Raw genomic sequence first — 24,373 nt, 5'->3', positions numbered from 1 at the left:
GACTTGCCGGGGTTTGGGACCGCCAAGCTCACCCGCTTCGAGGACTTCGCCGCCTCGCCGAATTCGCAGTGGGCCGAGAATTCGGACCTCGAGGACGCACTGTGGCAACACGTCCCCCTCCGCGGTTGATGGACCGTCAATCTCATGGGTGGGGCTGGGAAGCATGGCAGACCTGCAATTCGGACGGAATTAATGCTCCCTAAGTTTTTTCCATCGAGCCACCCTCGACACGAGTACCCGATACTCGTTTTCCCGGGCGGCACTGCCGATCTGCGCCGGGTAGTCAGCCCCGTCTCCGGTGGTGTGCCGCCCCCAAAGACAGCCCCGGCCCGCCCGGGAGCTCCAGTGCCAGATCGATGGCCCGGTCAGGAAGATCGAACACGAGCGTGGCGTTGAGGCTTTGACCTTGGGGGACGTCGGCGGGGGCGGGAGAAGACCAGAGCGCTTTCCACGTCCCGGTTCCGAGACCTGACACGAAGTAGTCAGAGGGATCATACGCGAGGCCGCCCTTTTCCAGCGCCGTCAGCTCCACCAGCACGCGCACTCGGTGGAGCCCCTCCGCTGGCGGATCGGCGAGCGCGGCAGCGGCGGCCGTGGGGATCCCGCCGTCGGTCTCCTCCGGCACCACTCCGTTAATGCGTGCCAGTCCCCCGGTGACGCCGGCCGAAGCACCCAACAGGGCAGGAGGTTTTCGCGGTGCAGCCGTAACGACGCTGGCGACCAGGGCCCCTACAAGGACGAGCAGGATGACCGGAACGAGGATTTTCGCGCGCTGAAGCGTGGCTGACCTTGACATGCAGGCCAGCATCCCCGGAGCGCCCTAGGAAAACCCTTGGAACGCCCTGCGTGCGGGCAGCGGCCCGCGGCCACAAGTTCTCCTGATCACAGGCTAGTTACAAGTTGCCGTCCATACCGTGACGATCACAAGTGCGCCGGCCCGGCGCACCCTGTTCCTCCCGCCAGGGTGGAGGGGCGAGAAAAGCACAGGATGGATGTCGTCATGAAACGAATACTTGCGTTCCTTATGGCAAATGTCGCGGTCGTCTCGTTGGCTGGCCTAGCCTCGGCCGCCGTCGGCCCTCCGGGCGTCAACGGGCCCGGGCTCGCGGAAGTCGGCCCGGTCGACGCGACGGACGGCTACCCGGTCTGGTACCGGGACCGTACCGGGCTCAGGCTGGAGAAGTGCATAGCGCAGGCCGATCCGATGTGCCCGGCCCGCGGGCCGCTGCCCGATGAAGCCGCGGCGGTTTCCTTCCCCGATAACTACCCGGATGAGGGCTTCTACTCCCTTACCTCCGGCACCATGGACACAGCGGGGGGTGGAAAAGCGCTCGCGGCGATTGCCCTGGAACAGGCATTCGGCAGCGGGCCGGTGGCCGCCGGCGACCAGGTCACCTTTGCCCGGCTACGGCTGAAAATCACGAATGTCAGGGATGGCGTGGACTACAAGTTCACCACGCCGGCGGGCACCAAAACCGTCAGGACATCGAAACCGGGCATCGTCTTCGATACCGAGGACATCGGCATCGGCGGAAAGGGAGACTTCTCGGGCGCCTTGGGTGGAAGGATCGGCCCGTTCCTGACCTGGGACACCTACCCCACCGATCCCGCCCTCAAGCCCGACGCCAACGGCAAGAACACGTACGTCGGCGATGGCACCACCCCCCACAAAATCACCGGCAGCCCCTACGGGACCAATATCTTCCGGATCGAGGGTCCGGGCATCAATCCGAGCGCCACGGATGCCTGCCCTTCCGTTCCAGGGCCGGTGACCGACTGTGTAGAAACAGACCTCTTCACGGTGCAGGGAAAGCTTGCGACCAACAGCGGTGTGGCCGCAGAGCGCGCGACGTATTCCAGATCATCGCTTAACTCAGGGACGGTGGACGTCTTCGCATCGAGCGAATCCGGACCGCAAGCAATCCAGCTCTCTGACTCGTCCGCCGGCAGCGCGGTCTTCAGCCCGACGGCGCTGGAAGGATCCGGCGGCAAGTATTTCGCCAGGATCGCTTTTGACGGACCCCAGCCGCCGTCCACGGTCACTGTCACGAACTCGAGCGATGTTCCGGCATCGGCGAAGAAGATCGCCGTCGTCGACCGGGTCAGCGGCAAGGCAACCTTCAACACCGACAGCGGTGTCCTATCGATCGAAGCGGTGTCCAGCGATACGGCGGGCCCGCGGACCCTGACCGCCCTCGGCTTCGGGGAGCTGGCATCGGGCTCCCTGGCATGGGGTCCCCTCGCGGCTCCCCCAGTTTCTGTCACCGTTCGATCCGACGCCAAGGGCGAAGTTGTGTTGCCTGTCGAGGTGACGGGCAACGCCCGCGCCCCGATTCCAGTAACCGCCCAAGCCGGAGCCGATCAAACGGTCCAGGAAGGTCAAAAAGTAGACCTTGACGGGTCCGCCTCCAGCGGTCCGGTCTCCACCTACTCATGGAACGGCCCTTCCGGAGTGGTACTGAGCGATCCCAACGCGGCCCGGCCCAGCTTCACCGCCCCCGCACCGGGAGACTATGTCTTTTCCCTCACGGTCAACGGCCCCGGCGGCCCGAGCACGGCAACTGTCACCGTGACAGTAACAGCCACCGTGGCGGCGGCGGCAAACGCCGGACCAAACCAGCAAGGCGCGCAACGCGGAGCCAAGGTCACCTTGGATGGCAGCGGTTCCACCGGCGCCGCCACCTATTCGTGGACGCAGATTCTGGGCCCAGGCGATCCTAAAGTCACCCTGACCGGCGCCAATTCCGCCCGTCCCTCGTTTACCTTCCCGCTCTACAAGTACCCTGCGAGTTCGGGCGCGCTGACCTTCAAGCTGACGGTAGGAAGCTCTGACGGGTCCTCAAGCAATGCCCAGGTGACGGTCACCCCGCGGGCCGACACGGTGGCGGTTACCTCCGCCCGCTACACGGCCAGCAAGCGCGAATGGCGGGTGGACGGCACCAGCTCCATCCTGTCCGGTCAGGCGGTAACGGTACACCTCGGCGGCTTGGACGGAACCGTCCTTGGTACGGCCGTGGTGGACGCCACGGGATCGTTTGCCATACGAGTTACATCGGCTGTTGTCGGCCGGGCCGGCCAGAGCGTAAGCGTTGAGTCTCCCCTCGGCGGCACCGCAACCGGCTTTGCAGTCCGTGTCCAGTAATCATCCTGCCGCCGGAGCCCGGGGGGCGGCCGTCAGGCCGGCCGTCCCCCGGGACCGTGGTGCCAGGCTTACTGCCTCCGACGGACAGGGTGTGGCGCCGCAGGTACGGTCCTCAAAAACCCCGTCCGATGCTGCCGCAGGCACCACCCTGCGGCTGCAGGTACTCGAAATCATCGACAGCCTCCTCAACAGCGCCGGCCCGGAACTGGAGGAGCATCGGACCCGTCTGCGGGTTCATCTCAGCGAGAATCCCTGGGACCCGGAAACCGCCCTGTTGCGATACCTTTGGGACCGCGAACAGCAGGGTGTCACTCCACAGGCACTGCCCGGTGCCGGCCCGTGATGGCCTCCCCGGTGCGGTCCTTGTTAGCGAGGGCCGCCCTCGGGGGCGGCTACGTTCTCTATGGCCACGGTTTCGATGATTCTGGTCGATGGCTCACCGACCAGCGCCGGCGCCGTCACGCCAGTTTTCCACGTATCGTTCTGCAGCCGGCCCAGGAAGTCCACTGCAGCCTCCTGCGTATCGAAATCCATCTCGAGCATCACATAGTCTTGCTGGTCAATCGGGCGCGAGATGCGGTATGACCGCACGCCCGACTTGGCGCGGTCCAGCGGATCACTGTCAAAAGCCGTCCGCCACATGGCAAAATCCCGGACCTGGTGTTCGATCTGCAGGGTAATCACTGAGGCGCTCCTGTCGACGGTTCTACACGCCCAACTGTAGGCCCGGAAGGCCCCGCCAAGTAAGGCGCCCAGCCGAAGTGTTATACCGGGTGGCGTCCTACGCCGGCGCGGATCCGGTGTTCGTCGTGCTGGTCGGGGCGTTGGCCTGATCAGCATGGTGGCGTTGGCGGCGGCTCGCCAGCAGGAACGGCACCGCGACCAGCTCGATCACGCCGCCGATCGCCAGGGAGGCCGCGTAGCTGTACACATCGGCCGCCCGACCGAGCAGCGGCTGCACCACGACGCCGCCGCTTGAGCCCATGAGGGAATCGAAGCTGAGCACTGTTGCCCGCTGCTTCGACGCGATCATGTCGTTCAAGTACGCCTGCCGGACCGGGATGCCGGCCGACCACACCAGCGCCCAGATCGCCAACAGCACCAAGGCCACCCAGAACACCTGGGTGAACCCGAGCGCCACCAGGATCACCGTGTCCACGATGCTGCTAAGGATCAGCACGCTGGTGCGTCTGCGGACGAGGCGCCGGATACGGGGGGCAATCCAGCCACCCAGCACCTCCGCTCCGGCCACGATGGCCGCGGCCAGGCCTGCAACGGAATACGCGTGTGGATCCCCGAACAGCTCCAGCAGGAACGGCTGCAGAGCGTAGAACACATAGATCCCGACGCCGGCGGTGAATGGCGCGGCCAGCATCACGTAACGTACGGGCGGATTCTTCAAGCCGTTGTCGATCGAGGCGGCGAGCACAGCCCGGGTCGCCTGAAGGGGATGAGTAGAGCGTTCAGGGGTGAACCCGACGTCGCGCATGAGCCCGAAGGCCACAGCGAACATGGCCAGCAGCACACCCACACGCAGCAGAAACGGCACGCCCAGATTGGTGGCCTGCGCGATCACGCCGCCGGCCACGGAGCCGACGAGCATCGCGACGCCGGACACCATCTGGCCCCGCCCCAGCACAGTCTCCATCCCGCCCTCATAGCCGGAGAAGCGCAACGCATCGACAAGCCAGGCCTCGACTGCCCCAGAGAAGAACGTGAAACCCAGGCCGAGCAGGGCCGACACCACTGCCCACCACCAGAACGGCGCGGAAAACTGCCAGAGCAGGTAGTAAAGGTAAGTGGAGACGGCGAGGGTCACGGTCCCGAGCAGGAACGAAACGCGGCGCCCCCAGCCGTCGGCAACCACCCCCGTGGGCACCTCGAAGACCACCATACCGGCTGTGAAGAAGGCGTTCGCGGCAAACGCCTCAAGGTTGCTGAGTCCGGCATCCAACAGGAAGAGGGTGTTGATCCCCCAAATGAACGAGGCCGCAAGGGTATTGCCCAGCGTCAACGTCAAATAGATGCGCTGGATCTTTAGGGCGGCGGCGTTCATCGCGGCGCCGTCCCCGCCAGGGCGAGGAGGGAGCACGAGCCCATTCTCGTCTCCCCCACGGACGCGCGCCAGAGCACGCCAGGACCGCTATTGGGGCGAATCGTCGCCCGCTGGCCGCACTGTCTCGGCGTCGGGGTCCATTGCCAAAAGCCCGGTGTCGTCCGTCACCTCTGTCAGCTCCTGGGCGATGTCAGGCTTGAGCCAGGACGCCACCACGCTGACGCCGCCGCCGTCGTCGCGGTCAATCACGACGTCGATCTCGCTGGCGGCCGCGCCCATGCCCAACAGCTGTTCGCGATACGACGCCGCCAGGGCAACCAGGCTTTCCTCAGTCCACTCCCCCGGCCGGATCCTCGTTGAGATTTCGACCGGTTCAGGCTGGTACAGCGTCATGAAAATCCCTCCTTTGGGGTTGACCCGGGGCGGGCACGAGCCCATTCTCGTCTCCTTGGCCGGTGTGCGCCAGAGCGGTCGGTCCAGCCGCCGTTGCTGCCGGGCGTTCCGGAGGGAACGCCGCGGTGGCAGACTTTTGTTCACCAAGTTGTGCCGATAGGAGGTTCCCGGTGGCGGGCATGGCTGAGGCCCTTTTGCACGACGGCACGGCAATACCGATGCTGGTGAGCGGTGACGGCCGGGCGCTCCTGATCCCTGCGGATATGAAGCCGCATTCCGCGTCGGAGGCCCAGACAATGCGCGATTGGGGCGCCGACCCCGGCCTCGGGCCCAACCTCGTTGCGGCCCTCTCGCAGTCCTATCGCGTGGTGGCGGCCGACTACGAGGGCCACCGGATGGCGCACCCGGCACCGGACACCCTCACGCCGGAGAACGTCACGGCCGATTTCCTGGCCATCGCGGATGCGGCGCACGCAGAAACCTTCGCGTACTACGGCTACTCCTGGCTGGCCCTGTGCGGTTTGCAGTTGGCGGTCCGCACAAACCGGCTCTGGGCGCTCGTCATGGGCGGATTCCCGCCGCTCGAAGGCCCGTACAAGAGCATGTTGGCGCTCACGCAGGCGGCCCACTCGGCGGCCGCCAGCTCCTCGTCCTCGGAACAATCTCCGGCGGTAAACCTGCCCGTCGAACCGGGCGACTGGGATGCCGCGACAATACAGACCACCGAAGCCCAGACCCGCCAGTTCCTCACGCTGTACGAGGCGCTCCAGGACTTCGACGACTCAGCTGTTGCGCTGGCCGGGGACCTCCCCCGGCTTGCGTTTGCCGGCTCCGCCGATCAAATCCTGTACGGACCCCGTTGGGGAGACGTGACGGTGCGGATCGGCGAACCGCTAGCTGCCCGCGAGCGCGAGCTCATCGACGCCGGGTGGGACGTGCAGGTGCTCCCAGCCCTCGATCACCGGGGCGCGATGCATAGCGACGTCGTGGTTCCCCTCCTGAGGGCCTGGCTCGGAAAGGTGGGACGGGAGCACTAAGAACGCCGACAACCTGCGGTGCTTGGCGGGGCTGGTTACCTACGTGCTGAGACGGAAGACATCGGCCTTGATCTCGTGGCGTCCGGTTTTCCGCTTCCCAGCCGGTGTCCCATACAAAACCAGGGCCGACCTGCCGTCGTCGAGTACGGTGATCCCCTCGGCATGGTCCTCACCCTCACCAAACGGCGCGTCAAATTCGCAAGGCAAGTCGTCCTTCTGCAGGACGGCCTCGGCCTGCGAGGTCAGCGCGTTCCGCCAACGAAACGCGGCCGTGCGCCCGGCAAGCTCCATGGTGGGTCCCGCCAAGACGAGCAGGTCCGCTCCGTGACGGCACAGGTCCCGCACGCCCAAACCATGCAGGCGAAGGAAGTGCTTCCGGTAGCGACGATTACCCGGACCGATCGGCTGCGGCTCAATGCCGGACCCGTCACCAACCTGGAGCTCGATGATCACGGCCCACCCGCGCAGCACCGGCCCGCGCAGACCGACGAACACCCGGTCTCCCGCCACGGCGAGGCCTTCGCAGTCAATGCCGTTGTCCTTGCCCGGGATCGGCCGCGACCCGGACTTCGAGGACCGGATGAAGCTCCCCAGGTGAGGGTCATCGGCCAGGAGATCCACCAAGTCCGTGCCCCGGCCGAGGCCCAGCACGGCCGGGCGTTGCTGCTGCCCTGTCCGGCCGCCGCCCGGATCGAGGAGGGACTCAGTGGAGAGGCGGGCCAACACCCGGCGGCGCGGGCTGACCTCCACTGTCGCCAGGGACTTCTGTGCCTCTTCGGGCGTGGCGTTGTTCTTGACCTGTTTGCGGGCCGGGCTGTGCGATCCGAGCAGCCACACCGTGTCGCCCTCGACATCCAGGCCTTCGATGTCCATCTCGCCCCTGTCCCCAGGCAGCTCGAGGACGTGTGTGAGATCGAAGCTGCGATGGGCGCGCGCGTGGTCCCCGGACTCCAGCGTGAGCCGCTCGATGCTGGTTGTCTCGTCATTGGCGACCCAAAGGTGGGAGCCCTGGCGGGCCACGGCGGACAACCCGTCGCGGAGGTCTGCCTTCCGGTCAAGGGTGCTGCGCTGATCGAGTACGAGGGCGATCTCACCGATTGGTTCGTCCGGCCGCGGCCATCCGCTCACCGCGGATCACCCCGCCCTCATCAGCTGCGGTCGGTCTCTCATCTCAGCTCCAATGTTTACTGAAAACATTCCCTCCGGGCGGGCAGGGCGCGGCCATTGTTCCCCCCGCCCAGCCTCCGCCAGTGCTCAGCCGGTGTCCCCGGATCGGGCAGACAATCACCGCGAATGTTTGACCACCATCGCAGAGCCGCCCCCGCGCCTCACCGGCTCAGCCGCGGCGACCATGCGTCCGTCGGAGTTGAACTCGATTGCTGTCGCCGCGCCGATCTCCGCCGCGGACGTCGACGGCGCACCCGCCGGCACGAGCTGATGACCGTACGGTGCCAGCTGGGTGCCGTACGCGGTGATGAACTCCGACTCCGCTGTGACTGTTGCCGCGTTCCGCTGCGACGCACGCGGCGCCGCGATCGCCTCCGAGATGCTCATGCCCAGATCCACCCGGTTCAAGATCGTTTGCAGGACGGTTGTGATGATCGTCGATCCACCCGGCGAGCCGAGCGCGAGGAACGGTTTGCCATCCTTGAGGATGATGGTCGGTGACATCGAGGAGCGCGGACGCTTCTTCGGCTCAATCCGGTTGGGGTCGGTCGGGTCATAGACGGCGGAGAAGTCGGTCAGCTCGTTGTTGAGCAGGAACCCGCGGCCGGGAACCACGATGCCGGACCCGCCCGTCTGCTCAATCGTGAGCGTGTATTCAACCACGTTCCCCCACTTGTCCGCGACGGTCAGGTTGGTGGTCGAGATGTTCTCGGTGTCCCTCTCGACCGCAGGCGCCGCGGCGGCGGCGGGACACACGCCGTCGTACGAGGTCACATCACCCGGCGGGACCGGCTTCGTGGCCGCGTGCCGCGGATCGATCTGGCACAAGCGCTCCTTGCCGAAGCGCGGGTCAGTGAGCGCGGCGGTGGGGACGTCGACAAACGCCGGGTCGCCCACGTATTTGCCCCGGTCCGCGAAAGCCAGGGCGCTTGCCTCGAGGTAATGGTGCAGGGCGTCGGGTTTGGACATCTCGGTGAGGTTGAGTGGGTCGAGGATGTTCAGCGCCTCCGCGACGGTGGTGCCCCCGCTACTCGACGGCGCCATGCCGTAGACGTCCAGCCCCCGGTAGTCCACGTGCGTGGGGGCCTGATCCAGGACGTGATAGGCGGCGAGGTCGGCCGTCGTCATGTGGCCCACGGGAACGGGCAGCGCAGTGCCCGGGGCCTTCGGCGGAGCCTGCACACTGGCCGCGATTTCCGCGGCCAGTGTGCCGCGGTAGAAGCCGCGCGCGCCTTGCTTGGCGAGAAGCCGGTAGGTTTCGGCGAGTTCGGGATTCCGGAAGACACTGCCGACGGCGGGTGCGTCGCCGCCCGGCAGGAACAGCTTGCTGGTCGAGGTGAACGCCGCGAACCGGGGCTTGTTCTCGAGGGTCTGCAGCCGGAACGTGGCGTCTACGACGAAGCCCCTCGTGGCAACCTTGATGGCAGGTTTGAGAACATCTGCGAGGCTCAACGTCCCCCATCGGTCGAGTGCGCGCTCCCACGTGGCCGCCGTGCCGGGGACACCAACGGAGACGCCGCTAGTGACGAGCTCCGGCGTGAAGGGGTACGGCTTACCGGTCGCCGGGTCGATGAACGCGTCATGGCGCATCGCTGCCGGTGCAGTTTCACGGCCTTCGATGGTGCCGACCTTGCGTGAGTCCGCGTTGTAGAACACGAAGTAGCCACCACCGCCGATCCCGGCGCTGTACGGCTCGGTCACGCCCAGGGTCGCGGCTGCGGCGACGGCGGCGTCCGCCGCGTTTCCGCCCTTCCGGAGGACGTCAATTGCCGCAGCCGAGGCCTCGGGATCCACGGTGCTCACCGCGCCGCCGTACCCCGTGGCGGTCGCGGTTCTTTCGGTCTCTCGCGCGTCGGCGAAGGCGGGGGCGCTAACGGTGCCGCTGGCCATGCCCAAGGCCAGAACCGCCGTTACGGCAGCGAGTCGGCGTCCCGCAGGTAGCATGGTCGCTCCGGGGTCAGGGTGATGCGAGTACACGGTGGACTCACCGTACCCCTCCGCGGGGCGACACTCAACACCCTCAGCACGTTTGGGCCGGGCGGTACTGGCTGAGGGTCCTACCGGGTCCGACACGCGTCGGACGTGAGCGTTGCGGCGCGATCGACAGCGCGGCAGACCTCGTGGAAGTCACGCAGGTCGAGCGGCGCACCGGCATTAAAGGCTGGTGCGCTCAGCCCGGCGATGCCCGCCTCAGCGTTCCCGAGACGGTTGTTCCTCCCCGGTGGAAGCAGATGGTGAGTATCTTTGTTGGGGTCCTGGCTCCGCAGGAAGCGCTGAGGGAGCCGGCCGCCGAGCTCCTGGTCGGTTCGCCCTTACCCGGCCCCGGGGAGGGACACCTTAACCAGACCGTTCTCGATGCGTGTGCTGAACCGCGGCTGGGCCGCCGTCGCGGGTCCCCCCATAACCTCTCCGCTACGCAGCGAGAAGGCACTCCCATGCCACGGACAGACAACGCAGGGCTCCCCGCGTTCTTCAACCCGGCCCTCGTGGAGGGGCCCTGACAAGTGGCTGCAGACATCCGACAAGACGTGGACGGCATCGCCCCGGCGGAACACGAGCAGCGGCATCCCGGCCACCATCCTCCGCTCTAGTTTGCCCTCAACGAGCTCGTCCAGCGGCGCCAGGGCGTGCCAACCGACAGGGAAGCGGTGAGGAACATCCTCGCTGTGGTTTACGCCGGCGGCCTGACGATACGTGAGATGGCCACCGAGGAAACCGGCGGCGGCAAGCGTCGCAAACCCCAGATATCCGAGCATCTTGCCTCGTGGCTGCCGCCCGCGGGACCGCTCCACCAGCGACGCGACGTACAAACCAGTGGCCGCGAGGTTCCCCGCGGCGTGGACCAGGCCGACGCGCTGCTGCTGTTCATGAAGTTCCGACCAGTCGGTGAAGCCGGCCACAGCGGAGGGAACCGCGCTGATCACCCCCACGCCAATCAAGACCCCGGCCGCCCGGTCGTTGCCGGGCACGGCATCCAAAATGGCGGCCGATGTCCACGCCCCCATCGGTATCTGTACCCCAACAGGGTGAACCGGATGTCCCAGGGGCACCCCGTGGAGCACATCACGGAGCCACGGGAACCGGACAATGGAGTTCACAGTTCCTTTTACTCCCGCGACCAAAGGATCAAGCCAGGGACTGTCCTCCAGTCGAGAAACGAGATTCAGCAGCGGCAACGGTCTCATGTGTTTCCTCCATCATCTGATCGTTGAGCTGAGCCTAATTTCTCGGCCTTCGTCTGCACAGCCCCCGGAGGATCAATTGCGCGCCGGTAGCCGCACCGAAGCAATGGGAGCCGGGCGCTCACGCCGTTGCTTAGTCGCGCGCGTCCCGCGCCCTCCTTTCACGCAGCCAAGGGATGAGACCACCGGCCAGGAGCATGTCCACCTGGCGACCGGAGAGGCTGTGCCGCACGGGGTAGACCTCGCCGCGGGTCTCGTTCTGCACAAGGATCTCGTTGCCTGCCACGAGGGCGTCGTGTATTCCTGTCAGCAGGAGCACATCGCCTTGTTGGATCCGGTCATGATCGGCGGCATTCGTGAACTCGAGTGCGAGGACCCCGAAATTGGCCAGATTCTGCCAATGGATCCGCGCGAAGGAGACGGCCACCACTGCACGCAGCCCGAGGAAGCGTGGGGTGATAGCTGCGTGTTCGCGTGAGGATCCCTGGCCGTAGTTGGTGCCGCCGACCAGGATGTGGCCTGTCGCGTCGCGGGTCCGTGCGGCGCGGGCGGGGTAGGAAGGGTCGACCTGATCGAAGGTAAATTCGGCGAGCTTGGGGATGTTGCTGCGGTAGGGCAGAACGCGCGCACCGGCCGGCAGAATCTCATCGGTGGAGACATCGTTGCCCACCACCAAGGCGACTGGCGCCTCGATGCGGTCGGCCAGGGCGCCGAATACCGGAAGAGAGGAGATGTTTTCGCCCTTGACCAGGGCCACTTTGCCGGCTTCCTCCGGCGGCAAAGGCTCCTCCAGCATCGCCACGTTCACGCTCGACACCTCGGGAAGTTCGATCACGGGGTATTCCAGGTCGAAGAGCTCTGTCAGGTCCCGCGGGTCTGTGATCGTGCCGGTGAGTGCGGCAGCCGCGGCCGTCTCCGGTGAACACAGGTAGACCGAGTCCTCCTGCGTGCCCGAACGGCCCGGAAAGTTGCGGGGCATCGTGCGCAGGCTGTTGCTTCCGTTGGCGGGGGCCTGGCCCATCCCGATACAGCCCATGCATCCGGTCTGATGCAACCGGCCCCCGGCGCTGATCAGATCAAAGGTGGCGCCCATCCTGGTGAGGTCCTGCAGAATCTGTCGCGAACTCGGATTGACGTCAAGGGACAGCCCGGGGTGGCACTGCCGCCCCTTCATGATTGCCGCGACAATGGCGAAGTCGCGCAGGCCCGGGTTCGCTGAGGACCCAATCACCACCTGCGCCACCGGCCTGCCCACGACCTCACGCACCGGAACGACGTTGCCGGGCGAGCTGGGCAGGGCGATGAGCGGCTCGATCGTGGCGAGGTCGATCTCGTCGGTCACGTCGTAGGAGGCATCGGAATCGGCGAGGAGTTCGGCGAAGTCGCCCTCGCGCCGTTCGGAGCGCAAGAAGACCCGGACTTGGTCGTCGGCCGGGAAAACCGTGCTCGTCGCACCGAGTTCGGCACCCATGTTGGCAATCACGTGGCGGTCCATAGCGCTCAGTGTCGCCAGGCCGGGGCCGTGGTACTCGATGATCCGGTCCCTGCCGCCCTTGACGCCGTGCCGGCGCAGCATTTCGAGAATGACGTCCTTGGCACTGGTCCACGGCGGCAGCTGGCCGGTAAGCCTCACGCCCCAGATCTCCGGCATCTTCAGGTAGAGCGGTTCCCCCGCGATTGCCAAGGCTACTTCGGTGCCGCCGACGCCGATTGCCAGCATCCCCAGTGAACCTGCGGCCGGGGTATGGCTGTCGGAGCCGACCATGGTCTTGCCCGGAACACCAAACCGCTGCATGTGAGTCGGATGCGACACCCCGTTTCCCGCTTTCGAGAACCACAGGCCAAACCGGCGGCAGGCCGAGCGGAGAAAATCATGGTCTTCCGCGTTCCTGCTGTCGGCCTGCAACAGGTTGTGGTCCACGTACTGCACGGATACTTCAGTTTGTACCTGGCCGAGCCCAAGGGCCTCAAGTTCAAGCATGACCAGCGTCCCGGTCGCGTCCTGGGTGAGGGTCTGATCGATATGCAAACCGATCTCACGCCCGGGAATCATTTCTCCGGCGACCAGATGCGATGCGATGAGCTTCTGCGCCACGTTGTAGGCCACGGCGGGCTTCCTTACTCGAAACGCGAGGCCGGACGCAGCCGTCGGCAACGAACCGGCTACCGGGCACTCGCCTTATCCCCAAAATAGCCCACTCCGGGCGCCGGGAACAGCGGAGATCGGACGTCCTCGGGCAGGGATGCCCGGGCGGTCCGTATGCCGTTCATCGCGGCAGTGTCTGCACCGGCACGCTTCTGGTGTTCCAAGAGCTGAGGAAGGCCAGGGCCGCAGCCAATCCCGCACTCAGCACGACGGCTCCCAGCCACATCGACACGGGCCATTGAATCGATGACCCCAGCGCGATGCCGGCCAGTTGGCCCGCCCAGATAAGTGCCGCGAGTGTTGCGGTGACAGCCGGCAGCCGGCGCCGCAGCCACGGTCCCTCCCGCCCTGCCAGCAGCACGTCAGCCGCCACAGCGGCTATCGTGGCTCCGGCCGCACCGGCGACCGCTGCCGGGCGCAGCCCCGACATGGCCAAAGGCAGCCACGCCACCACGGCGACCAGGATGGTGGCAATGCCGTAAGGCGGCCGTCGGGTGCCGGCGAAGGTGTAAAGGAAGGGCCCGGCTATCAGCGCCGTGGTTACCAGATAGCTGGCCAGCCCGAGGGCCGGAGGCAGTTCCGCCTGGGTGTGCCCGGGGCTCCCGATCGGCGTCTGGAGATATGGGACGGCGGGCGGCGTCCGGACAAACGCCGAGCAGTAGATCAGGAAGAAGGAGCCCAGTCCGGTCATAAGGGCGAGAGAAAGCACTGCAGGCGGCGTCCATCTAAAAGCCCCCGGCCCGCCGGCGGCCCGTGCACTACGGATGCCGGTGCCGAGGATGAGGAAGAGGCTGAACCCCAGCAGCAAGTGTGTGGGGCTCACCAGCGCATCGAGGGAGACTTCGATCCCCAGGACCTCGTGCCAGGCCAGATCCAGAACGCCGGCGACGGCGAAGAGCACGAGTCCGATGACCGTGCCCTGGTAGCCGGCCGGCACCGCCCGGGTCAACGGCCGCCCGGGCTGACGGTTCCGCCAGATCACGCCTGCCGTCCACGCGGCGGTGGCCACAAGGCCCGAATAAAGCGCGGCGTGCCAGGGAGTGAAGAAGGTTTCCAGCTCGGGAATGTGCAGGTGGGCCCAGCCGTCCAGGAAGACGGCCAGGAGGAGCCAGATGCCCAGCAGTTCCGTCACAAGGTCGTTCCGCGCGCCTGCCCGGAGTGTCGGTGCCGCCGTGTCCACCATGGTCGCTCTCCTCGCAGTCAACGTGCCACCCCACGCGGCCCGGGCCGCCAGTATGCGGTCCCGCACCGACTGGTTAAAGCTTGGACCTCCCGGTGTCCTACTGCCAGTGCCACCGTCGCCGTTCCTGGAACCCGCGTGGGTCATTCTAAGATGGCGCTTACCGTCCCTCACATGGGTGCGGTCATTTGGAGCCCTGGCAGCAACTCCGGGTGGGCCGGGACGAAGAACGCGAAAACAATCAGCGAGACTCCAGTGACACGGCTAAGGGCGGGCCCGTATTTCCACGTCTTCTCCAGGAAGATGACTACCGTGAGCACCGCCATCCATGCCAGGTTCATCACGCCAACGGCAATCAGCACCACCATGAGCCCCCAACAGCACCCCACGCAATACACACCGTGATACATGCCTACGCGGACATCCCGCAGGCGGCCCTTGTATCCGGAGACGTGCAACAGGAATGCTACCGGCGACCGGCAGTGCCTGAGGCAGAAATCCTTCAGCGGGGTCAGCTGGTAGGCGCCAGCCACCATCAGAACTCCTGCTCCCACCCAGGGTGCGATAGCCGGCCCGTCCTCAGCCAGCAGCGCAGAGAGCGCCGCGGCAGCGTAGGCAACGACTCCGAATCCGATCCACGTCAAAAGGTAACCGCCCACCAGGCCAGTTGTCCGGGTGGCCCGGACCCGGCGGCTGCGGACGGCACGGATGGATCTGAGGTAGGTCGAAGTGAGCGGCGCCAGCGCGGGCAACATCATGGCGGCCATCATCAGTGTCCACACGCCCAAGAAACCCCAGAGCCCCAGTCCCATGGTCCCCGGGCCTGTGGACATGTCGGCGAGGCCTGAGAAAGTGAAATACCACGCCAGTGCGGCGCACCCGATCAACGCCAACTCTGCGGCATGGTGGCTGACTGTCAGGCCGCTCCTGCCCGGCACTTAGGCGGACCAGGCGAAGGGGGCCGAGAAGGAGTTCTTTCCGGCGTTATCCCAGGTCATCCCGAACACGTCGACGCGGGCGGTGCTGGATGTTCCGGCTGCCAGAGTGTCGGCCGGGAATCCGACCCCGCTAAGTTTCACTCCTCGCCCTGTGGAATCAAATGGATTCATGAAGTCCTCGACCACCATCTCGACTGCACTGCCAATACGCACCTGGTGGACACGCCCGTCGTCGGCGTAGGCCATCTCCAGGGACTCCATGCCCGCCATTTCACCGATCAGGGGTGCGAGGCCCTCCATCGGTCCGCCGAGCTGGCCGCCGAAGACTGCACCGAGCGCTTCGGCCTGCTCGGCGGAAGCGGCGGCGTCCATCAGGAGACCGACCTTCCAGCCCCCCTCACTCATCAGGGCAGGTGTATCGGCGAGGACGCAGACTGTCAGACCGCCGACGTCGACACCGTTGACTTCGCCGGTTTCCACGTGGAAGGCCAAGGCCACGTTGCAGCGGTCATTGTCCGCCGGTGCCGTCTGTCCTGTCGCCGTACACGGGCAGACCATATCGCAGTTGCAATTCTCAAAATATGTACCCTCGACATGCCACGGCATTTTGGGCGTCCTTTCGAAGAGGCACCCCCCAAAAATAAAGTCTCCTCGCGGCCCTGAACAGTGTCAACGGTGGATGGTGACCCGTGCATCAGGCCCTTCAGGGGCGCCCCCACGTCGAAGGGATGGGTGCAATGAGCCAAAAGTTTGCTGGTGGGAGAGGCCGAGTGGCGGCCCTGTCACCGCTGGGAATGTGCCGCCGCTGCTAACCGGCCGGCGCCACCACGTCCTCCAGCATTGCCCGGTCGAAGAATCGGATCTCGCCGGTCGCCTCGAAAAACACGGGTACGACTGAAGTATTCGCGTCCTTCGAGGTTTCGTAGATCTCGGGAGCGCTCCCGTGTTTTCGCGCGATGGTGCCAACCAGCTCTGTGCCGCGAACCCGGACGGTGCGATATTTGTAGCTCATTGGACCCCTTTGTCTGCCGCCTTCGTCTGCCAAGGCAAACGCTACTCCTGAGAAGGCGATCGAGATCCGTCCGGCGACGCAGTTCGAGGACGTAAAGACAATGGTCGGACCCAAGCGGCCCGATGCGACCGTGTGCTGGTGCCTGAGCTACCGCATCCCTTCCAAGCAGAACGTTCAGGTGCGTGGCACGGAGCGCGGCGCGTTCGTTGAACAATTCGTGAGGCAGATTCCGCCGCCCGGGGTACTGGCGTACGACGGCGACGAGGTGGTGGGCTGGGCCGGCCTCATCGACCTGACCATGGCCTACGTTGGCACACAGAAGCTCGTCGAACGGGCCGGGTTCACCAGGGCTGCCGACACCGACTCCGTGATCAAGGGCTTCCCCCGCGTGCTGATGCGCCTGGAACTGCGTTGATTGCTGGTCGTGTCAATCGACTTAACCTAATGTCGGCCCCGTTACACCTCACGGCATAGGATCGAAACTGTGGAACTAACCGAGAGGACGCTACAGGCGGCCTTGTGGCGGGTAAGCAAGCCGCAGAAACTACTTGAGAGTATGAATCATGGCTTCGAAAAATGACCCCGAGTCCGACGTCGATGCGGAGTCTGGCCAGCACGGCGGCGTCCAGTCGGTGGACCGGGCCCTGATGGTCCTGGAGATCCTGGCGCGGGACGGCCATGCGGGCGTGAGCGAAATCGCCGACGAGATGGGCATCCACAAGTCCACCGTTTCCCGGCTGCTGGGCTCGCTGGTGAGCAGGGAAATGGTGCACCAGAACAGCGAGCGCGGAAAGTACCAGCTGGGCTTCGGCATCCTGAGGCTGGCAAGCTCGATCCCCGGGCGGCTTAGCCTGGTCCGCGAGGCGCGGCCAGTTCTGGAAAGCCTGGCGGAGGAATTCAAAGAGACAGTGAACCTCGCCGTCCTGCGCTCCAACTACGCCGTCAACGTGGACCAGGCCATGGGCCCGTCAACACTGGCCACCTACGACTGGGTGGGCAGCCTGACGCCGCTGCACGCGACCTCCAGCGGAAAGGTCCTGCTGGCAGCACTGTCCGCGGACGAGCGGGACCGCATCCTGAAGGAGACCGGGCTTCCGGCCCGGACGCCGCGGACCATCACCAACAGGAACAAGCTCGAAACCCAGCTCCTCGACGTCGCCCGCGACGGCTACGGCGTGGTCCGGGAGGAATTCGAAATCGGGCTCAACTCGATGTCCGTGCCGGTGTACAACCATGTGGGGGCCGTAATCGGCGCCGTCAGCATCTCCGGACCAGCCTTCCGTTTTGATCCGGAGACGGCGCCGGGACTCCCCGAAGCGCTGAAACAGGCGGGGCTGCAGATCAGCGCGAATATGGGCTACACCGGCGGCCGGTGATTGGCCCTCAAGCCGAATCGGGAAGGGCCCTCCGCGCTAAGCGACGGCGAAGGGCCGCAACCCGGCGAAGCCTCAACGACCAGTGGGGGTAACGTCCCCAACCTTCTCCTGGACCCAGTCGTGGAAGGCGCCGATGTGGTGCTCGCTCGGCACCAGCACGCCGCCCTTGGCGTAGACCTTTGAGCCCATGGCCGGCTGGCACCGTTCACAGGCGTCGAAATCCTGCTGGTTCACGCGGTGGAACAGCTCCACAGAAGCGCTGACGTCCTTGCCGCTCTCCACGACGCTGGGCACATACAGCCAGTCGCACTCCACGATCGTGCGGTCCGCTGCCATAGGGAACATGCGGTGGATGATCACGTGGTCCGGAACCAGGTTCACGAACACTGTGGGCTTGATGGTGATGGCGTAGTACCTGCGGTCCTGGTCCTCCCCCACCCCCGGAATCAGGTCCAGCCCTTCCGAGCCGTCGATGGTGAAACCCTTGACGTCCTCGCCGAATTCGGCGCCATGGCCCACGAAGTACTGCGCGGCCAGGCCGTCAGCGAATTCAGGCAGCACCTCGGTGAGTTCGGGGTGGATCGTGGCGCAGTGGTAGCACTCCATGAAGTTCTCGATGATGAGCTTCCAGTTTGCCGTCACGTCATACCGGATGCGGCGGCCCAGGCTGAGGTTGGCAACGTCGTAGCCTTCGATCGCCTTGAGGTCGCCGAGCCGCTCCTCGATGGCACCCATAACCTCATCTTCGAATGATGGCGGCTCGTCGGCCAGGCACACCCAGACGTAACCCAGGTATTCACGGATATGGACCTTCACCAGGCCGTACTCGTCCCTGTCGATATCCGGCATCTTGGTCAGGTTGGGGGCCGCGATGAGTTTGCCCTCGAAGTCGTAGGTCCAGGCGTGGTAAGGGCACTGGAACGAGCGTGCGGCTTCGCCTTGCTCTTCCATGCACAGCTTGACGCCCCGGTGCCGACAAATATTGTAGAAGGCACGGATTCCGCCCTTGCGGGTGCGGCTGATCAGCACGCTCTCCCGCCCGATCTGGACTGTCCGCCAGGCGCCTGCCTTGTCCAGGTCGGCGGACCGCACGGCGCAGAACCACATCTGCTCGAAGATCCGCTCCTGCTCGGCCCGGAACACGGCCTCATCCACATATGTATAACCGGGCAGCGTGGGAATCAGACTCGGGGCACTTACCTCAAGAGACAATTTGTCCTCCTAACGAACAAAGATCAACGAAAGCTGGAACTTGTAGGGACGGGTGGTTTACGGACAGGTTTCAGGACGCGACGGCCGCCCCCACCAGCGCGGAGGCGTCCGCACAGGCAGCCTGCCCGCTGGGCTCGCCCAGTGACCTGGCGGGTGAGGCGAGCAGGCGCCGCCACTTGGTGAACAGCCGCGGCTGGTTCATCCCGAGGACCGCCACCGGGACGTCCCCGCGGTAGTACACGGCAAGACAGCTGTGCGTCAGGACGTCGCCCACTTCGATCTCCAGCCGGTCGTAGCCGGCGCAGTGGCCTGCGAACTGCAGCTTGACGCCGTGCTGGTCTGACCAGAAATAGTGCGGCTTGGCCGGCCTCGGCGCGGCGTCAGGGTCCAGCAGCGCCTCAACGGCCAGTGCGGCACGCTCCAGGGCACCGGTCCAGTGCTCCACCCGGCGGTGCGTGCCCGCTGCCTGATCGAACCAGGCGGCGCAGTCCCCCACGGCCGCGATTCCGGGGACACCGGTGCGGCCCATGGCGTCGCACAGAACGCCGCCCCGAAGCTCGAGGCCGGAACCCTTCAGCCACTCCGTGTTTGGCTCGGCTCCAATGCCGACCACCACGACGTCGGCGCCCACATAGCGTCCGCCGGCCAACCGGAGTCCGGTGACGTTGCCTTCGCCGCTGTAGAAGTCCTCGATTACTGCGGAGGAAATGAGTTCCACGCCGTTGGCGGCGTGAAGCCCCGCCACCACGCCGCCCATCTCCGTACCGAGCTGGCCCGCGAACGGGACCGGCTTGGTGTCGATCATGGTGACTTCCATGCCTCGCGATGCGGCGGCCGAGGCAACCTCCGCGCCGATGAAACCGGCACCTATCACGGCCATCCTGCTCCCGGACACTAGCTCGGGCGCAAGGCTCTGTGCGTCGGCGAGGGTACGCAGGGTGAAGACGTTGCATAGCCCGGCCAGGGTGGGCAGCTGCCTGGCCCTCGCGCCGGTGGCAATGACAATGCCGTCCGCCTGCACGGTGCCGCCGTCCTTAAGGAGGATAGTCCGCGAGGAAGCATCCAGGGACACAGCCTCGGTGCCCAGGACCCATTCGGCCTGGAGCTCGTCGGCGTCGGCCTCCAGGAACAGATCCTCCGCCGTGACAGTACCCAGCAGGAAGTCCTTGGACAGCGGCGGCCGGTCATACGGACGGTGCGGCTCTTCGCCAATGATGACCAGCCGTCCGGCGAAGCCTTGGGCGCGGGCTGCCCGTGCGGCCGAAAGGCCTGCCAGGGAGGCTCCGACAATCGCAAGCGTCTGCACTCGACGCCCCCTTTCAATTGCTTCTTACGCAACAACAATCGCTATATGCAACAGAGTGATCCATGCCACGCGCACTGTCAAGGGTCTTCCGCCGGAAGACAAGGGCCCGCAATAGAGGTGAAAAGTCTTGACAACCGATGTGAGCTACCGCACTCTGTTGCTTATTGCGATTGCTGTTGATCACTGCGGAACAACCCTCCGGCGGTTGCACAGGGTCCCCCACGGAAAAGAGGTCCATCCATGCACAAGGCATGTCCGCTCAGCGAACTGGCACCGGGGGAAGCGCTCCGCCTGAACACGTCCCCGCCTATCGCGGTGTTCCACACGGAAGATGGCGAGCTTTTTGCCCTCGACGACACGTGCACCCACCAGGACGCCTCCCTGGCCGACGGCTGGGTGGAGGACTGCTGGGTCGAGTGCCCGCTGCACGCTTCCCGGTTCAACCTGCGCACAGGCGGCGTGGACGCCCCGCCGGCCAAGTTGCCGGTCCGCCGGCACGAAGTCAGCGTGATCGACGGCGACATCATGATCACCGAATCCGACGAGGCACCCAACCTTCCACCCGGCCTAAGGGTTAACGGCCACGTCTAGAGACCACCAGGCAGTGCTCCCTTTCAAGCAAAGAGGTGAAGTTCTTGACCCTACAACTGAGCAACGAGCTGCAGGACCGGACACATCCCGCATCCGACGCCGGCCAGCCACCGGCAGCAGCCAGGCAGCGGGCGGTGCCGTTCGTCCTCACCGTTGCCTGCCCCGAACGAAGCGGAATCGTCCACGCCGTGTCCAGCTTTTTGGCCGTGCGCGGCTTTGACATTGCCGAACATCAGCAATTCGACGACCACGTCAGCAACACCCTCTTCCTGCGCACCGCCTTCACCAGCACGATGACCGGCTCCGCCGGCCCCACGGGTACCGGTGCGGACTGCGGGCACAACACCGCCGCTTCCCTGTCCGCCGACTTCGCGGAGATCGCCGGCGAGTTCGGAATGTCCTATAGCTTTCATGACGAGAAGCCGCAACGCATCCTGGTGATGGTCTCCAAGTTCGGCCACTGCCTCAATGACCTCATTTTCCGCTGGCGCGCCGGGAGCCTGGGGGCGGACATCGCCGCGGTCATCTCCAACCACGAGGACCTGCGCCCGATGGCGGAAAATGCTGGGCTTCCCTTCATCCACGTACCCGTGACGGCGTCCACCAAACCGCTGGCGGAGTCCCGGCTCCTGGAACTAGTGGACGAATACGACGCGGACCTTGTGGTGCTGGCCCGCTACATGCAGGTACTGTCCGACGGCCTCTGCGGTGCACTCCACGGCCGGGCCATCAACATCCACCATTCTTTCCTGCCCGGGTTCAAAGGGGCCAGGCCATACCACCAGGCCTATGAACGCGGCGTGAAGGTGGTCGGGGCCACCGCCCACTACGTCACCGGCGACCTCGACGAAGGTCCCATCATTGAGCAGGAAGTCTTCCGGGTGGACCACGGCGTGGACCCGGATGCCCTGGTAACGGCAGGCCGCGACGCCGAAGCGATCGCGCTCTCCCGCGCGGTGAAGTGGCATTGCCAGCACCGCGTCCTCCTCAACGGCACCCGGACCGTCGTCTTCCGTTAGAGCCACCCCGTAAGCCCTCAAACGGGGCGCCCCACGCAACACGCAGCAAGCAAAGAACAGGAGCTTCCGTATGAGCGCTACACCCCGCGTCGTAATCATCGGCGCCGGCATTGTCGGTGCGAATCTGGCCGATGAATTGGCCACCCGAGGCTGGACCAGCGTCACCGTTTTGGAACAGGGACCACTCAACCTCGCCGGCGGCTCCACGTCGCACGCGCCCGGACTGGTGTTCCAGACCAACCCCTCCAAGACGATGACGCAATTCGCCGCCTACACCGTGGACAAGCTGCTCTCCCTGAGCGACGAGGGTGTCGGCTGCTTCAACCAAGTGGGTGGCCTGGAGCTTGCCACCACTCCGGAACGGCTGGAGGACCTCAAACGGAAGCTCGGCTACGCAACCTCATGGGGCATCGAGGGCAGGATCATCGATCCCGATGAGTGCAGCAAGCACTATCCGCTACTGAACCAGGACTTGGTCCTAGGCGGCCTCCATGTCCCCTCCGATGGCCTCGCCTCCGCCGCCCGCGCCGTTCAGCTGCTGATCCGCAAAGCTACGGCGGCCGGCGTCAGGTTCATCGGATCAACTCCGGTGACCGGTATCGAACAGTCCGGTGGCAAAGTAACGGGGGTTCAGACTCCCGACGGCGTGGTCGCGGCGGACATCGTCGTTTCCTGTGCCGGCTTCTGGGGCCCAAAGATAGGCGCGATGGCAGGCATGGCCGTGCCGCTGCTGCCGCTGGCCCACCAGTATGTCAAGACCACATCTGTGCCGAATCTCGTGGGCGCCAACCTGAGCGCAAACCCCATGGACCCCTCCGACGGCGCCCGCATGCCGATTCTCCGGCACCAGGACAAGGACCTCTATTTCCGTGAGCACGGGGACAGGATCGGAATCGGCTCCTATGCCCACCGCCCAATGCCCGTGGACTTGGACCAGCTACCAGAAGTGGCGCCAGGGCAGATGTCCGAGCACCGCATGCCTTCCCGCCTCGAATTCACCGAGGAGGATTTCCTGCCCTGCTGGGAGGACAGCCGGCTACTGTTGCCCGCCCTCCGCGGCGCGGAGATCGCCGACGGCTTCAACGGCATCTTCTCCTTCACCCCGGACGGCGGCCCATTGATCGGGCAGGCGCCGGAGCTTGATGGCTTCTACGTCGCAGAAGCGGTCTGGGTCACGCACTCCGCCGGCGTAGCCCGCGCGGTAGCCGAATTGCTGATCGAAGGCCAGTCCCGCACCCCGCTCCACGAATGCGAGGTATCGCGGTTCGAGGCCGTCCAAACGGCTGAGAGCTACGTCAGCGAAACCTCCCAACAGAACTTCGTCGAAATCTACGACATTCTGCATCCCCTGCAGCCGCGCGAGTCCCCCCGGAACCTGCGCGTCAGCCCTTTCAATTGCCGCCAGAAGGAACTGGGAGCCTTCTTCCTTGAGGCCAGCGGCTGGGAGCGCCCGCACTGGTTTGAGGCAAACCGCCCGCTCCTGGACGAGCTGCCGCCGGAATGGCAGGCGCCGGACCGCGGCCCCTGGGCGGCCTTGTTCAGTTCCCCCATTTCCGCGGCCGAGGCGTGGAAGACGCGAACCGCCGTCGCACTTTACGACATGACGGCACTGAAACGGTTGGAGGTTTCGGGCCCCGGCGCACTGGCGCTGCTGCAGCGGCTCAGCGCCGGCCAGATCGACAAGAAGCCAGGCGCCGTCACCTATTGCCTGCTGCTGAACGACGACGGCGGGGTGCGCAGCGACATCACAATCGCACGGCTGGACGAGGAGACGTTCCAGGTGGGCGCCAACGGCAACATTGACCTCGACTACTTCACCAGGGAGGCCCGCAGGCAGAGCGCTGATGAGGTCAGCCAGTGGGTCCAGATCCGCGACATTACGGGATCCACCTGCTGCATAGGACTCTGGGGGCCGCAGGCACGGGAAGTTATTGCCAAGGTCAGCACCGATGATTTCACCAACGACGGTCTTCGTTACTTTCGAACCAAGCAAGTGCGGATCGGCGGCATCCCCGTAACGGCCATGCGGCTGTCCTATGTGGGCGAGCTGGGCTGGGAGCTGTACACCACCGCTGAACATGGTCTGAAGTTGTGGGATCTCCTCTTCGAAGCCGGCCAGGAACAGGGCATCATCGCCGCTGGGCGCGGCGCCTTCAACAGCCTCCGTCTGGAAAAGGGATACCGGCTCTGGGGTACGGATATGACGCCCGAACACGAGCCTTACCAGGCAGGATTGGGCTTCTCGATCGCCAAGAACAAGGATTCTTTCGTGGGTGCCGAAGCCCTCGCCGAACGCCGGGCGCAGCCGCCTGTCATGCAGCTGCGCTGTCTGACGATCGACGACGGCACCTCGGTGGTGCTGGGCAAGGAACCCGTGTATGTCCAGGGCGAAGCCGCCGGTTACGTGACCAGCGCGGCCTACGGCTACACGGTGAAGCAGCCGATCGCTTACGCCTGGCTCCCGGCCACGACCTCGGAAGGCGATGCCGTGGAGATTGAATACTTCGGCACCCGGGTCGCCGCAACCGTCACCGCGGAGCCGCTGGTGGATCCGGGGATGGAACGCCTGCGCGGCTGAACCGGACCACCTGGTCCTTCGAAATGACTCCCAGACCA

General features: G+C 65.5%; 23 protein-coding genes. 9 read left to right on the top strand and 14 right to left on the bottom strand.

What is annotated here, in order from left to right; genetic code table 11:
• Window positions 1-3: 3 nt before the first annotated feature.
• The gene (locus AC1DKQ_RS09595; protein ID WP_476883562.1) at window positions 4-129 is read left to right on the top strand and encodes a hypothetical protein; all 126 of its coding nucleotides are present in this window, start codon (window positions 4-6) and stop codon (window positions 127-129) included.
• 154 nt (window positions 130-283) lie between these two features.
• Here the strand turns inward: AC1DKQ_RS09595 and AC1DKQ_RS09590 are convergent, their stop codons facing one another.
• Window positions 284-796 (bottom strand): hypothetical protein, encoded by a 513-nt coding sequence (locus AC1DKQ_RS09590; RefSeq protein WP_476918859.1) that lies wholly within the window; start codon window positions 794-796, stop codon window positions 284-286.
• A 204-nt stretch (window positions 797-1,000) separates the two neighbouring features.
• On the opposite strand from AC1DKQ_RS09590, the gene AC1DKQ_RS09585 reads away from it, so the two are divergent.
• Both AC1DKQ_RS09585 and AC1DKQ_RS09580 read left to right on the top strand, forming a co-directional pair.
• Window positions 1,001-3,142 (top strand): PKD domain-containing protein, encoded by a 2,142-nt coding sequence (locus tag AC1DKQ_RS09585; protein WP_476918858.1) that lies wholly within the window; start codon window positions 1,001-1,003, stop codon window positions 3,140-3,142.
• Window positions 3,143-3,233: 91 nt separating this feature from the next.
• Window positions 3,234-3,485, top strand: a complete 252-nt coding sequence (locus AC1DKQ_RS09580; RefSeq protein WP_476918857.1) for a hypothetical protein — start codon at window positions 3,234-3,236, stop codon at window positions 3,483-3,485.
• A gap of 23 nt (window positions 3,486-3,508) precedes the next feature.
• Here AC1DKQ_RS09580 and AC1DKQ_RS09575 read toward each other — a convergent pair whose 3' ends face one another.
• From AC1DKQ_RS09575 to AC1DKQ_RS09565, 3 genes are all read right to left on the bottom strand, one after another.
• Window positions 3,509-3,826 (bottom strand): hypothetical protein, encoded by a 318-nt coding sequence (locus tag AC1DKQ_RS09575; protein ID WP_476918856.1) that lies wholly within the window; start codon window positions 3,824-3,826, stop codon window positions 3,509-3,511.
• Between the two features lie 97 nt (window positions 3,827-3,923).
• Window positions 3,924-5,198, bottom strand: coding sequence for an MFS transporter (locus AC1DKQ_RS09570; protein ID WP_476883658.1), 1,275 nt, complete (start codon window positions 5,196-5,198; stop codon window positions 3,924-3,926).
• Window positions 5,199-5,285: 87 nt separating this feature from the next.
• The gene (locus tag AC1DKQ_RS09565; protein ID WP_476918855.1) at window positions 5,286-5,591 is read right to left on the bottom strand and encodes a hypothetical protein; all 306 of its coding nucleotides are present in this window, start codon (window positions 5,589-5,591) and stop codon (window positions 5,286-5,288) included.
• A 179-nt stretch (window positions 5,592-5,770) separates the two neighbouring features.
• On the opposite strand from AC1DKQ_RS09565, the gene AC1DKQ_RS09560 reads away from it, so the two are divergent.
• Window positions 5,771-6,628: an alpha/beta fold hydrolase gene (locus AC1DKQ_RS09560; RefSeq protein ID WP_476918854.1), complete on the top strand. Its 858-nt coding sequence runs from the start codon at window positions 5,771-5,773 to the stop codon at window positions 6,626-6,628.
• A gap of 39 nt (window positions 6,629-6,667) precedes the next feature.
• On the opposite strand, the gene AC1DKQ_RS09555 is transcribed toward AC1DKQ_RS09560, so the two are convergent.
• The 8 genes from AC1DKQ_RS09555 to AC1DKQ_RS09520 form a co-directional block, all read right to left on the bottom strand.
• Complete coding sequence (locus AC1DKQ_RS09555; protein WP_476918853.1) at window positions 6,668-7,756, bottom strand: DUF3616 domain-containing protein; 1,089 nt, start codon at window positions 7,754-7,756, stop codon at window positions 6,668-6,670.
• Between the two features lie 156 nt (window positions 7,757-7,912).
• Window positions 7,913-9,739, bottom strand: coding sequence for a gamma-glutamyltransferase (gene ggt / locus AC1DKQ_RS09550; RefSeq protein ID WP_476918852.1), 1,827 nt, complete (start codon window positions 9,737-9,739; stop codon window positions 7,913-7,915).
• A gap of 368 nt (window positions 9,740-10,107) precedes the next feature.
• On the bottom strand, window positions 10,108-10,980 hold the full coding sequence (locus tag AC1DKQ_RS09545) for a Rieske (2Fe-2S) protein (protein WP_476918851.1): 873 nt from the start codon (window positions 10,978-10,980) through the stop codon (window positions 10,108-10,110).
• A 130-nt stretch (window positions 10,981-11,110) separates the two neighbouring features.
• Window positions 11,111-13,084 carry an aconitate hydratase gene (locus AC1DKQ_RS09540; protein ID WP_476918850.1) on the bottom strand — a complete coding sequence of 658 codons (1,974 nt, stop codon included), beginning with the start codon at window positions 13,082-13,084 and terminating at the stop codon, window positions 11,111-11,113.
• Between the two features lie 160 nt (window positions 13,085-13,244).
• Window positions 13,245-14,306, bottom strand: a complete 1,062-nt coding sequence (locus AC1DKQ_RS09535) for a hypothetical protein (RefSeq protein WP_476918849.1) — start codon at window positions 14,304-14,306, stop codon at window positions 13,245-13,247.
• 167 nt (window positions 14,307-14,473) lie between these two features.
• Window positions 14,474-15,136, bottom strand: coding sequence for a DUF2182 domain-containing protein (locus AC1DKQ_RS09530; RefSeq protein ID WP_476918848.1), 663 nt, complete (start codon window positions 15,134-15,136; stop codon window positions 14,474-14,476).
• 105 nt (window positions 15,137-15,241) lie between these two features.
• Window positions 15,242-15,847, bottom strand: a complete 606-nt coding sequence (locus AC1DKQ_RS09525; RefSeq protein ID WP_476918847.1) for a DUF1326 domain-containing protein — start codon at window positions 15,845-15,847, stop codon at window positions 15,242-15,244.
• A 202-nt stretch (window positions 15,848-16,049) separates the two neighbouring features.
• Window positions 16,050-16,253, bottom strand: coding sequence for a hypothetical protein (locus AC1DKQ_RS09520; RefSeq protein WP_476883548.1), 204 nt, complete (start codon window positions 16,251-16,253; stop codon window positions 16,050-16,052).
• Window positions 16,254-16,353: 100 nt separating this feature from the next.
• Between AC1DKQ_RS09520 and AC1DKQ_RS09515 the strand changes: the two genes are divergently transcribed.
• Together AC1DKQ_RS09515 and AC1DKQ_RS09510 are read left to right on the top strand one after the other, a co-directional pair.
• The gene (locus AC1DKQ_RS09515) at window positions 16,354-16,668 is read left to right on the top strand and encodes a hypothetical protein (protein ID WP_476883547.1); all 315 of its coding nucleotides are present in this window, start codon (window positions 16,354-16,356) and stop codon (window positions 16,666-16,668) included.
• A 148-nt stretch (window positions 16,669-16,816) separates the two neighbouring features.
• Complete coding sequence (locus AC1DKQ_RS09510) at window positions 16,817-17,629, top strand: IclR family transcriptional regulator (protein WP_476883546.1); 813 nt, start codon at window positions 16,817-16,819, stop codon at window positions 17,627-17,629.
• A 72-nt stretch (window positions 17,630-17,701) separates the two neighbouring features.
• Here the strand turns inward: AC1DKQ_RS09510 and AC1DKQ_RS09505 are convergent, their stop codons facing one another.
• Window positions 17,702-18,841: an aromatic ring-hydroxylating oxygenase subunit alpha gene (locus AC1DKQ_RS09505; RefSeq protein WP_476918846.1), complete on the bottom strand. Its 1,140-nt coding sequence runs from the start codon at window positions 18,839-18,841 to the stop codon at window positions 17,702-17,704.
• Between the two features lie 70 nt (window positions 18,842-18,911).
• On the bottom strand, window positions 18,912-20,147 hold the full coding sequence (locus AC1DKQ_RS09500) for an NAD(P)/FAD-dependent oxidoreductase (protein WP_476918845.1): 1,236 nt from the start codon (window positions 20,145-20,147) through the stop codon (window positions 18,912-18,914).
• A 240-nt stretch (window positions 20,148-20,387) separates the two neighbouring features.
• On the opposite strand from AC1DKQ_RS09500, the gene AC1DKQ_RS09495 reads away from it, so the two are divergent.
• The 3 genes from AC1DKQ_RS09495 to AC1DKQ_RS09485 all read left to right on the top strand — a co-directional run bounded on the left by AC1DKQ_RS09495 (window position 20,388) and on the right by AC1DKQ_RS09485 (window position 24,335).
• Window positions 20,388-20,738, top strand: coding sequence for a bifunctional 3-phenylpropionate/cinnamic acid dioxygenase ferredoxin subunit (locus AC1DKQ_RS09495; RefSeq protein WP_476918844.1), 351 nt, complete (start codon window positions 20,388-20,390; stop codon window positions 20,736-20,738).
• A gap of 134 nt (window positions 20,739-20,872) precedes the next feature.
• Window positions 20,873-21,757, top strand: coding sequence for a formyltetrahydrofolate deformylase (purU, locus tag AC1DKQ_RS09490; RefSeq protein ID WP_476918904.1), 885 nt, complete (start codon window positions 20,873-20,875; stop codon window positions 21,755-21,757).
• A 70-nt stretch (window positions 21,758-21,827) separates the two neighbouring features.
• Complete coding sequence (locus AC1DKQ_RS09485) at window positions 21,828-24,335, top strand: GcvT family protein (RefSeq protein WP_476918843.1); 2,508 nt, start codon at window positions 21,828-21,830, stop codon at window positions 24,333-24,335.
• Window positions 24,336-24,373: the final 38 nt, after the last annotated feature.

This window comes from Arthrobacter sp. 05L421, assembly GCF_056397785.1.
Note: the sequence above shows the minus strand (reverse complement) of the source record. Positions and strands in the feature narration are given on the sequence as shown.